This window comes from Streptomyces sp. NPDC057654, from assembly GCF_042800135.1.
Lineage (GTDB): Bacteria > Actinomycetota > Actinomycetes > Streptomycetales > Streptomycetaceae > Streptomyces.
In genome coordinates, this window is the sequence record NZ_JBHVHQ010000231.1 from 1 (window position 1) to 10,515 (window position 10,515).

Consider the following 10,515-nt stretch of genomic DNA (forward strand, 5'->3'; position numbering starts at 1 on the left):
TGGTGGTGGCGCTGCCCGGGGGGGGGGGGCGGGGGGGTGGGCGGGGGTGGGTCCCGGGTGGGACCGGCTTTTCGGGGCGGGTCGGCGAGCCGCTCGTCCGGGCTGTCGCCTACGGGCCGACGTACGGGCTACTTGCCCACGAACAGGTAGTCCGCCTCGTACGGCACCGAGACCGTCGGCTGCCGCACCGGGTCGCACGTGCCGGTCGGGGCCGTGCCGCCGACGGTGTTCAGGCGCAGGATCTCGGTGGTGTCCGCCAGCAGGCCGGTCGTCCGCGAGGCGGCGGACCGCGTGGCGCGCAGGTCGAGTTCGGGGATGTTCGCGGTCCCGTTCGGGGTCTTCGAGAGGACTTCCCCGGTGACGGCGGAGCCGTCGGGGGCGACCCACTGCGGGGACCCGCCGGGACGGGTGAAGGAGTGGGCGATGTCGCCGCCGAGCCGCGCGCTGACGTTGTTCTGGGTGAAGGCGTAGCCGCCGCCGGGCTGCCTGGTGCACGCGTAGATCTGGCTGCCGCGTGCGACGGACGCCTGGAAGCTGTTCACGGCGGTGTCCATGTTCAGCGGCCGGCTCAGTTTGTGTACCTGGCCGCGTACCGCGCCGCCGGGAAATTCACCGGTATGGACGTTGAAATAGAAACCATTCGGATTGGATTCGAGATCCTTCAGGAGCTGCTGATCCTTCACGGTGACCGTGCCGCTGACCGACGTCTGCCCGTCGGCCGTTTTCTTCATCAGCAGCGGGATTTTCACGTCCCCATTGGCGCCCTTCGCGCCCTGGTGGACATGGGCCGCGGTGGGCGTCGCGATCCCCCGGTACTTGAGGGCGAACGACACCTTGTCGCCCTGGACCCGCAGGAACGCGATGGCCTTGCCGTCCTTGTCGCCGACGGCCGGACCGCCGGCCTTGGGGACCTCGTTCCGCCCGTTCAGGCTGCCCGCGTAGTACGTCGATCCGCTGCCGCCCGTACCGCCGGCGTCGCCGACCGCACCGGTCGTGGCCTGGGACGATGCCGTGGCACGCGAGCCGCCCGTCCTATCCGTGTCTCCGGACCGCGTCGCGAACGTCACGCCCGCCGCCGTCACGGCGACGACCGCCGCGGTGCTCGCTACGACGGTGAACCGCTTCATGGCGACCTCCCCCTGATCCAGCCGCTGCCCCCTGCACCGGCTGCTCGGGCTGTCGTACGGACGTGCGCCACGGGCCCGTTCAGCCGTGAATTGAGGGCTGAATCACAGTCGTTCACCTGAACGCGGGCGCATTCCCGTACGTATGCGGAATGCCTTTCATGATTTTTCCCCGGACGCTGAGTCGGCGGCCCGCCGCGCCCGTATTCATGGTCAACGGCGGCGCCGGAACACGGTCAACGGCCGGGCAGCCGACCGGAGTCCAGGAAATTCGACTCGCGCTATCGACCCGGGGGAAGGCGTGCGCAAAGATGCCGTCGTGGCCGACAGGACGTCTCCCGATGAGGAGCTCATGCGGACGCTCTACGAAGAGCACGCCGGGCCGCTCCTCGCCTTCGTCATCCGCCTGGTGGCGGGGGACCGCCAGCGCGCGGAGGACGTCGTCCAGGAGACGCTGCTACGGGCCTGGCGCAACGCCGACCAGCTGCGGCGTGCCACCGGCTCCGCGCGGCCCTGGCTGGTGACCGTCGCGCGGCGCATCGTCATCGACGGACACCGCAGCCGGCAGGCCCGCCCGCAAGAGGTGGACCCCGCGCCGCTCGAACTGGTCCCGGCCGCCGACGAGATCGACCGAGCACTACGACTGATGACCATCTCCGACGCACTGGGCGACCTCACGGACGCCCACCGAGAGGCCCTCATAGAGACCTATTTCAAAGGACGAACGGTGAACGAGGCTGCTGAAGAGCTGGGCGTGCCGGCCGGGACGGTCAGATCCCGCGTCTTCTACGCGCTGCGCTCGATGAAGCTCTCGTTGGAGGAACGGGGGGTGACGGCATGACGCAGCCGGCGCAGCACACCGATGTGGCCGCCTACGCGCTGGGCGTCCTCGACGAGGCGGACGCGGCCCGCTTCGAGGAGCATCTGGCCGAGTGCCCGCAGTGCGCGGCCGGGCTGGAGGACTTCATGGGGCTCTCGCCGCTCCTCACCGACCTCAAGGAGTCCACGCCGGACCCCGAGGTGCTCACCGTCCGCCCGGGGCCGCGGGTCCTCGACACCCTGCTCGGCGAGGTCACCGCCGCCCGGCGCACCGGCCGTACCCGGCGGCTGTGGCTCGTCGCCGCGGCCGCCGCCCTGATCGTCTCCGGGCCGCTGGTCGGCCTCGCGCTCAACCAGCAGGACGCCGGGGGCCACTCCGCGGTCGGCATGGCCCAGCAGATGTACGACGACGGCGAGAAGTACTCCACCGTCGACCCGGTCACCAAGGCCGACGCGAGCGTCTCGCTCCAGTCCAAACCCTGGGGCACCCATGTCGCGCTGAAGCTGGGCAACGTCAAGGGGCCGCTCAAGTGCGACCTGATCGCCGTCGGCAAGGACGGCGAGGAGGAGACCGTCACCACGTGGGCCGTCCCGGAGGGGGGCTACGGGGTGGCGGGCGGTTCGGATAAATGGAACAAGGAGCCGCTCTACACCCACGGCGGGGCCGCCATGAACCGCGACGAGATCGCCCGCTTCGACGTCCGCACGCTCGACGGAAAACAGCTCGCTTCCGTCAAGGTCTGAACACCGCGCGCTTCATCTCGCTTCGTCCGCAGAAACCGCCCATGTCCTGACAGGTGCGCTCACCACCTCTGTTCGCGTACGCTCGACGGCTGCCCTAGGCACAGCAGAAGGGGGCTTGGGTGGCCGCGCAGAACGCCGCGCACGCGCAGACAGCGACGGAGCGGGACGGAGTCCGGGACCGCGAGATCGGTGTCGAGCAACAGCATCTGGACCGGGTGTACCGGCGCCTTGAAGAGAAGATCCACGAAGCCGAGTTCCTGATGGACGACGCCGCCAAGCGCGGCCAGGTCGGCACGCCCGGCGCGCTCGCCGAGCGGGACGCCCAGGTGTTCCGCGCCGGGGTCCACCTCAATCGGCTCAACAGCGAGTTCGAGGATTTCCTCTTCGGCCGCATCGACCTGCTCCTCGGCGAGGACGGCAAGAAGGGCCCCGACGGGGCGTACACCTCCGTGGAGCCCGCCGCCGACGCCGTGCACGAGAACCGGGCGGAGATCGCCGAGACGCTGCACATCGGCCGGATCGGCGTGCTCGACGCGGACTACGCCCCGCTCGTCATCGACTGGCGCGCGCCCGCCGCCGCGCCCTTCTACCGCTCGACGCCGGTCGCGCCCGGCCGGGTCGTACGGCGGCGCGTCATCCGCTCCAAGGGCCGCCGGGTCCTCGGCGTCGAGGACGACCTGCTGCGCCCCGAGCTCACCGCGACGCTGAACGGGACCGATCTCGCGGTGGTCGGCGACGGCGCGCTGATGGCCGCGCTGGGGCAGGCCCGCAGCCACACCATGCGCGACATCGTCGCGTCCATCCAGGCCGAGCAGGACATGGTGATCCGCGCGCCCGCGGCCTCCGTCACCGAGGTCGAGGGCGGGCCGGGCACCGGCAAGACCGCCGTGGCCCTGCACCGCGCCGCGTACCTCCTCTACCAGGACCGGCGGCGGTACGCGGGCGGCATCCTCGTCGTCTCGCCGACGCCGCTCCTGGTCGCGTACACCGAGGGCGTGCTGCCGTCGCTCGGCGAGGAGGGGCAGGTCGCGATCCGGGCGGTCGGCTCACTCGTCGAGGGGGCGGAGGCCGGTACGTACGACACTCCGGCGGTCGCCCGTATCAAGGGCTCCTCCCGGATGCTCAAGGTGCTGCGCAAGGCGGCGCGGGGGGCGCTGGACCTGCCGCGGGCCGGGGCCGCCGCTCCTGCCGCCGCTCCCGCCGCCGCTGAGGACGGGCAGCTGTCGCTGGCCGATCTGGAGACCGAGGCGAACGGCGCGGCTCCTGTCGCCGGGCCGCCCGAGCGGCTGCGGGTGGTCGCGTTCGGCGCGCGCGTCGAGCTGGACGCGGAGGAGCTGCGGCGCATCCGCGCGAGCGCCCTCGGCGGCACCGCGCCGCTGAACCTGATGCGCCCGCGCGCCCGCCGGCTGCTGCTCGACGCGCTGTGGGCCAAGACCGGCGGCCCGCGGCGCTACTCGGACCCGGAGCTGGCGGCCGAGGCGCGCGAGGCGTTCGACGAGGACATCAGCTCCGAGGACGACTTCACCGGCTTCCTCGCCGCCTGGTGGCCGAAGCTGACTCCGCGTCAGGTGCTCGCGGCCATGGCCGACGAGCGGCAGCTCGGCCGCTTCTCGCGGCGGATCCTGAGCCAGCGCGAGGTCCGCGCCCTCGCCCGCTCGCTGCGGCGGCTGGACGCGGCGGGGCAGGGCCCGCTGTCCGTGCACGACGTGGCGCTCCTTGACGAGCTGCACACCCTGCTCGGCGCGCCGGCCCGGCCCAGACGGCCGCGCGAGCTGGACCCGCTGGACCAGCTCACCGGGCTGGAGGAGCTGATGCCCGAGCGGGCCGAGACGCGGCGCGAGCGCGCGGAACGGCTGGCGGAGGAGCGTACGGACTACGCGCACGTCATCGTCGACGAGGCGCAGGACCTCACCCCCATGCAGTGGCGGATGGTCGGCCGCCGCGGGCGGCACGCCACCTGGACGATCGTCGGCGACGCGGCGCAGTCCTCCTGGTCCGACCCGGACGAGGCCGCCGCCGCGCGCGACGAGGCGCTCGGCAACCGCCCGCGCCGCCGCTTCCGGCTCACCGTCAACTACCGCAACCCGGCGGAGATCGCGGAGCTGGCCGCGCGCGTCCTGGCGCTGGCGATGCCCGGCATGGAGTCCCCCTCCGCGGTCCGCTCCACGGGCGTGCGGCCGCGGTTCGCGGTGGCCGGGGGCGACCTCGGCGAGGCCGTGCGCGAGGAGGCGCGGCGGCTGCTGGCCGACGTGGACGGCACGGTGGGCGTGGTCGTGGCGATGGACCGCCGCGAGGCGGCGCGGCGCTGGCTCGCGGGGCTCGGCGACCGGGTGGTGCCGCTGGGCAGCCTGGAGGCGAAGGGTCTGGAGTACGACGCGACGGTCGTGGTCTCGCCCGCCGAGATCGCCGACGAGTCGCCGGCCGGGCTGCGGGTGCTGTACGTGGCGCTGACCCGCGCCACGCAGCGGCTCACGGTGCTGTCGGGGGAGCGGGACGAGCCGGACGGGGCGGGGGTGCCGGACCTGCTGCGGGACTGACGGGGCGTCGGCCCGCGGCGGCGCGAGGAGCTGATCCGGGAGCGGTTCCGGGGCGGTTCCGGGGGCGGTTTCACATCAACTTCCGCTACAGGAATCACTTCCCGGCACTGTTTGTTAGCCTGGGTGTGGCACCGGCCCGATCCAAGCCCCCGGGCCCAACCATCGTCGCTACGAGCGACCACTTGCCGCGAGGCGAGCATGGCGGGTCGGTGTCACTTAAACGTCGGGAACGGGCGTCCTTTCCAGTATGGGGAGGGGCGCCCGTTCTGCGTTCGGGGGGCAGGAGGAGGATCGTTGCATGATGAAGCGATGCGGCGGCCGTCAGGACCCCACGGGCCCCGGGCGATCCGATCCCGTATCGTGAAATCCCGATTCCGAAATCCGAGGCTGGTTACCTGATACCAGTCGGTAGGTGGGACGATCGGACAGCGCGCCCCGGCTCTGAGCCCCGGTGACGTACCAAGTGACATAAGGGAAAGCAGAGGAAGTCGGCCATGGCAACGGCGCCTAGCGTCTCGTATTCGATGACGGTCCGGCTGGAGGTCCCCGCGAGCGGGACGGCCGTCAGTCAGCTCACCACCGCCGTGGAGTCCTCCGGTGGTTCCGTGATCGGCCTCGATGTGACCGCCTCCGGCCACGAAAAGCTCCGTATCGACGTCACCATCGCCGCGACCTCCACCGCGCACGCGGACGAGATCGTCGAGAAGCTGCGCGGCATCGAGGGCGTATCGCTCGGCAAGGTCTCCGACCGTACGTTCCTGATGCACCTCGGCGGCAAGATCGAGATGTCGTCGAAGCACCCCATCCGCAACCGCGACGACCTCTCGATGGTCTACACGCCCGGCGTCGCCCGCGTCTGCCAGGCCATCGCGGACAACCCCGAGGACGCCCGCCGCCTGACCATCAAGCGCAACAGCATCGCCGTGGTCACCGACGGCTCCGCCGTCCTCGGCCTCGGCAACATCGGCCCCAAGGCCGCGCTGCCGGTCATGGAGGGCAAGGCGGCCCTCTTCAAGACCTTCGCGGGCATCGACGCCTGGCCGCTGTGCCTGGACACCCAGGACACCGACGCCATCGTCGAGATCGTCAAGGCCATCGCCCCCGGCTTCGCGGGCATCAACCTGGAGGACATCTCCGCGCCGCGCTGCTTCGAGATCGAGGCCCGGCTGCGCGAGGCCCTGGACATCCCGGTCTTCCACGACGACCAGCACGGCACCGCCATCGTCGTGGTCGCCGCCCTCACCAACGCGCTGCGGGTGGTCGGCAAGGCCATCGGCGACGTGCGCGTCGTGATGTCCGGCGCGGGCGCGGCCGGCACCGCCATCCTCAAGCTGCTGCTCGCCGCGGGCGTCAAGCAGGCCGTCGTCGCCGACATCCACGGCGTCGTGCACTCGGGCCGTACGGACCTGGTGGACGCCGACCCGGACTCGGCGCTGCGCTGGATCGCCGACAACACCAACCCCGAGGGCGTCACAGGCACCCTCAAGCAGGCCGTGGCCGGCTCGGACGTGTTCATCGGCGTCTCGGCCCCCAACGTGATCGACGGGGACGACGTGGCCGCCATGGCGGACGACGCGATCGTCTTCGCGCTGGCCAACCCGGACCCCGAGGTCGACCCGGCCGTCGCCCGACGCACCGCCGCGGTGGTCGCCACCGGCCGCTCCGACTTCCCGAACCAGATCAATAACGTGCTGGTCTTCCCGGGCGTCTTCCGCGGCCTGCTGGACGCGCAGTCGCGCACCGTGAACACCGAGATGATGCTGGCGGCCGCCGGAGCGCTCGCCGATGTCGTCGGGGAACAGGAACTCAACCCGAACTACATCATCCCCTCGGTATTCAACGACCGGGTCGCCGGAGATGTCGCCGGAGCGGTCCGCAATGCCGCCAAAGCGGCCGGCGCCGCTGTGACGGGCACCACGACGGCCTGACCTCGGCGCGTCGAATGGCGCGCCGCCCGCAACACCCCCATAGGGTGGCGGGCAGAAATTGGCCGCAGAAATACGGTCAAAGCCCTGACGCGAGCCCTCCGGTGCGCTGCCGGGAGCAGACGGAGCGTCACGACTTTGAAACAGTGGCGCTTTCCGTGTGACTCTCCTGGGTGCCGGATTGGCTTTCCCGCCACAGGTGGGGGCAGGATGCGTATTCGGGCGCGAGGGTCTGGCAGCAGACCCGGGTCCGGGGACTGTCCGAGGGCCCTGGCAGCATCGGCTTCGATCTCACGCCTCATTGGCAAGAAGAACACGGGAGTACAAAATGAACCGCAGTGAGCTGGTGGCCGCTCTGTCCGAGCGCGCCGAGGTGACCCGCAAGGACGCCGACGCCGTTCTGGCCGCACTCGCCGAGACCGTCGGTGAGGTCGTCGCCAAGGGCGACGAGAAGGTCACCATCCCCGGCTTCCTGACCTTCGAGCGCACCCACCGTGCCGCTCGCACCGCTCGTAACCCGCAGACCGGCGACCCCATCCAGATCCCGGCCGGTTACAGCGTGAAGGTCTCCGCGGGCTCGAAGCTCAAGGAAGCCGCCAAGGGTAAGTAAGACCCCAAGCGAGACGGGCGGCCACCCCCGGGAGGGTGGCCGCCCTTTTGGCGTCTCTACGGGCCCGTACGGGCGCTCCAGGGGCTCTCAGGGCCCCGGCTCCCAGGGGCCCCGGCTCGCTCACTGGCTCGTACTGGCTCGCTTACTCGGGGAGCGCGCCGTTCGGCAGCTCCACGTGGGCGCCGAGGTCGTTCAGCTTGCGCATGAAGTTCTCGTAGCCGCGGTTGATCAGGTCGATGCCGTGCACCCGGGACGTGCCCTGGGCCGCCAGCGCCGCGATCAGGTACGAGAAGCCGCCGCGCAGGTCCGGGATGACCAGGTCCGCGCCCTGGAGCTTGGTCGGGCCGGAGACGACCGCCGAGTGCAGGAAATTGCGCTGCCCGAACCGGCAGGCCGAGCCGCCCAGGCACTCGCGGTAGAGCTGGATGTGCGCGCCCATCTGGTTGAGCGCGGAGGTGAAGCCGAGCCGGGACTCGTACACCGTCTCGTGCACGATGGACAGGCCGGACGCCTGCGTCAGCGCCACCACCAGGGGCTGCTGCCAGTCGGTCTGGAAGCCGGGGTGGACGTCCGTCTCCAGCGCGATGGCGTCGAGCGAGCCGCCCGGGTGCCAGAACCGGATGCCCTCGTCGTCGATCTCGAACGCGCCGCCGACCTTGCGGTACGTGTTGAGGAACGTCATCATCTCGCGCTGGCTCGCGCCGCGGACGTAGATGTTGCCCTCGGTGGCCAGCGCCGCGCTCGCCCAGGAGGCGGCCTCCAGGCGGTCCGGCAGGGCGCGGTGGTTGTAGCCGCCGAGCCGGTCCACGCCGGTGACGCGGATGGTGCGGTCGGTGTCCAGGGAGATGATCGCGCCCATCTTCTGCAGCACGCAGATGAGGTCCTCGATCTCCGGCTCCACGGCCGCGTTCGACAGCTCGGTGACGCCCTCCGCCAGCACGGCCGTCAGCAGCACCTGCTCGGTCGAGCCGACCGACGGGTACGGCAGCCGGATCTTGCAGCCGCGCAGCCGCTGCGGGGCCTCCAGGTACTGGCCGTCCGCCCGCTTCTCGATCGTCGCGCCGAACTGGCGCAGCACCTCGAAGTGGAAGTCGATGGGCCGGCCGCCGATGTCGCAGCCGCCCAGCCCCGGGATGAAGGCGTGGCCCAGCCGGTGCAGCAGGGGGCCGCAGAACAGGATCGGGATGCGCGAGGAGCCGGCGTGGGCATCGATGTCGGCGACGTTCGCGCTCTCCACGTGCGAGGGGTCGAGCACCAGCTCACCGGGCTCGTCACCAGGACGTACGGTCACGCCGTGCAGTTGCAGCAGCCCGCGCACGACGCGTACGTCCCGGATGTCGGGCACATTGCGCAGCCGGCTCGGTCCGCTGCCGAGCAGCGCGGCGACCATGGCCTTCGGCACGAGGTTCTTCGCGCCGCGGACCCGGATCTCACCCTCCAGCGGGGTGCCGCCGTGGACGAGCAGTACATCGTCAGTGCCGGTCATGGATCTCGCGTTCCTGGAGTTGGTCGGGGGCCAAGAGGAAAGCGTAATGGGACCCGAGTGGGCGTCAGTGTGCACAAGGGGGCTTCCAGGACGTAATGGCTTTGTCACAACACGCTGTGTTGGCGTTCAGGAACGAACAGTTATGAACATAGGGGACTGCTGCGGACGGTCCCTCCCGACTCTCGCGGCGCTCTGCCGCGCCTGACCGCCCAAGGCGGCCGGACGCCCTCTGACCACGGCGTCGTATCTCTTCGTACGCCGTGGCGCGCCGCCGCGGCCCGGCCGCGCCCAACTCGCCGTCCGCGCCCCGCCGCGCCCGTAAATGCGGGATCATGTCGTCATGACCGAGGTGTCCTCCCTCACAGGACGGCTGCTTGTCGCCACTCCGGCGCTCGCCGATCCGAACTTCGACCGCGCCGTGGTGCTGCTCCTCGACCACGACGAGGAGGGCTCGCTGGGGGTCGTGCTGAACCGCCCCACGCCGGTGGGCGTCGGCGACATCCTCGAATCCTGGGCCGAGCTGGCCGGCGAGCCGGGCGTCGTCTTCCAGGGCGGGCCGGTCTCGCTCGACTCGGCGCTGGGGGTGGCCGTGGTGCCGGGGGAGGGGCAGGAGAAGGGCGCCGCGGCCGTCCTCGGGGACGGACCGGTCGGCTGGCGGCGGGTGCACGGCGCGATCGGGCTGGTGGACCTGGAGGCCCCGCCGGAGCTGCTGGCCGCGGCGCTCGGCTCGCTGCGGATCTTCGCGGGATACGCCGGATGGGGGCCCGGTCAGCTGGAGGACGAGCTGGCCGAGGGCGCCTGGTACGTGGTGGAGTCCGAGCCCGGCGACGTCTCCTCCCCGGACCCCGAACGGCTGTGGCGGTCGGTCCTGCGCCGCCAGCGCAACGAGCTGGCGATGGTCGCCACCTATCCGGACGACCCGAGCCTCAACTGACCGCGCCCGCCTTGAGTACCCTTGGAAACCATGAGCACTCTTGAGCCCGAGCGCGGGGCAGGGACCGGCACCCTCGTAGAGCCGACGCCGCAGGTGTCGAACGGCGACGGCGACCACGAGCGCTACGCCCATTACGTCCAGAAGGACAAGATCATGGAGAGCGCGCTCTCCGGGTCTCCGGTCGTCGCACTCTGCGGGAAGGTCTGGGTCCCCGGGCGCGACCCGAAGAAGTATCCCGTCTGCCCGATGTGCAAGGAGATCTTCGAGGGCATGAACACCGGCGGGGACAAGGGCAAGGACGGTAAGGGCGGCAAGGGCGGCGACAAGAAGTAGCCG

At 71.2% G+C, this 10,515-nt stretch carries 9 protein-coding genes; 7 read left to right on the forward strand and 2 right to left on the reverse strand.

The features are described from left to right. Positions 1 to 128: 128 nt before the first annotated feature. Positions 129 to 1,127, reverse strand: coding sequence for a CHRD domain-containing protein (locus ACFU99_RS18940; protein WP_384393187.1), 999 nt, complete (start codon positions 1,125 to 1,127; stop codon positions 129 to 131). A 349-nt stretch (positions 1,128 to 1,476) separates the two neighbouring features. On the opposite strand from ACFU99_RS18940, the gene ACFU99_RS18945 reads away from it, so the two are divergent. From ACFU99_RS18945 to ACFU99_RS18965, 5 genes are all read left to right on the forward strand, one after another. Further along, positions 1,477 to 1,965 (forward strand): sigma-70 family RNA polymerase sigma factor, encoded by a 489-nt coding sequence (locus ACFU99_RS18945; protein ID WP_384393204.1) that lies wholly within the window; start codon positions 1,477 to 1,479, stop codon positions 1,963 to 1,965. Next, entirely contained in the window at positions 1,962 to 2,687 is a 726-nt protein-coding gene (locus tag ACFU99_RS18950) for an anti-sigma factor family protein (protein ID WP_384393189.1), read from the forward strand. The genes ACFU99_RS18945 and ACFU99_RS18950 overlap by 4 nt, the downstream gene beginning before the upstream one ends. Positions 2,688 to 2,806: 119 nt before the next feature. Beyond that, on the forward strand, positions 2,807 to 5,224 hold the full coding sequence (locus ACFU99_RS18955) for a HelD family protein (protein ID WP_384393192.1): 2,418 nt from the start codon (positions 2,807 to 2,809) through the stop codon (positions 5,222 to 5,224). Positions 5,225 to 5,718: 494 nt separating this feature from the next. Then, positions 5,719 to 7,152, forward strand: coding sequence for an NAD-dependent malic enzyme (locus tag ACFU99_RS18960; protein ID WP_384393195.1), 1,434 nt, complete (start codon positions 5,719 to 5,721; stop codon positions 7,150 to 7,152). A gap of 325 nt (positions 7,153 to 7,477) precedes the next feature. Next, positions 7,478 to 7,759, forward strand: coding sequence for an HU family DNA-binding protein (locus ACFU99_RS18965; protein ID WP_069811080.1), 282 nt, complete (start codon positions 7,478 to 7,480; stop codon positions 7,757 to 7,759). A gap of 142 nt (positions 7,760 to 7,901) precedes the next feature. Here ACFU99_RS18965 and murA read toward each other — a convergent pair whose 3' ends face one another. Continuing rightward, entirely contained in the window at positions 7,902 to 9,245 is a 1,344-nt protein-coding gene (gene murA, locus ACFU99_RS18970; RefSeq protein ID WP_384393198.1) for a UDP-N-acetylglucosamine 1-carboxyvinyltransferase, read from the reverse strand. Between the two features lie 340 nt (positions 9,246 to 9,585). Here murA and ACFU99_RS18975 point away from each other — a divergent pair, with 340 nt between their 5' ends. Together ACFU99_RS18975 and ACFU99_RS18980 are read left to right on the forward strand one after the other, a co-directional pair. Further along, a complete protein-coding gene (locus tag ACFU99_RS18975; RefSeq protein ID WP_384393201.1) occupies positions 9,586 to 10,179 on the forward strand; it encodes a YqgE/AlgH family protein in 594 nt (197 codons plus the stop codon). A 30-nt stretch (positions 10,180 to 10,209) separates the two neighbouring features. After that, on the forward strand, positions 10,210 to 10,512 hold the full coding sequence (locus ACFU99_RS18980) for a DUF3039 domain-containing protein (protein ID WP_363130664.1): 303 nt from the start codon (positions 10,210 to 10,212) through the stop codon (positions 10,510 to 10,512). Positions 10,513 to 10,515 lie beyond the last annotated feature (3 nt).

Excerpts from the sequence above, each read along its gene's own strand:
- ACFU99_RS18940 (WP_384393187.1), bottom strand. The coding sequence starts at position 1,127 with ATGAAGCGGTTCACCGTCGTAGCGAGCACCGCGGCGGTCGTCGCCGTG.
- ACFU99_RS18945 (WP_384393204.1), top strand. The coding sequence starts at position 1,477 with ATGCGGACGCTCTACGAAGAGCACGCCGGGCCGCTCCTCGCCTTCGTC.
- ACFU99_RS18950 (WP_384393189.1), top strand. The coding sequence starts at position 1,962 with ATGACGCAGCCGGCGCAGCACACCGATGTGGCCGCCTACGCGCTGGGC.
- ACFU99_RS18960 (WP_384393195.1), top strand. The coding sequence starts at position 5,719 with ATGGCAACGGCGCCTAGCGTCTCGTATTCGATGACGGTCCGGCTGGAG.
- ACFU99_RS18965 (WP_069811080.1), top strand. The coding sequence starts at position 7,478 with ATGAACCGCAGTGAGCTGGTGGCCGCTCTGTCCGAGCGCGCCGAGGTG.
- murA (WP_384393198.1), bottom strand. The coding sequence starts at position 9,245 with ATGACCGGCACTGACGATGTACTGCTCGTCCACGGCGGCACCCCGCTG.
- ACFU99_RS18975 (WP_384393201.1), top strand. The coding sequence starts at position 9,586 with ATGACCGAGGTGTCCTCCCTCACAGGACGGCTGCTTGTCGCCACTCCG.
- ACFU99_RS18980 (WP_363130664.1), top strand. The coding sequence starts at position 10,210 with ATGAGCACTCTTGAGCCCGAGCGCGGGGCAGGGACCGGCACCCTCGTA.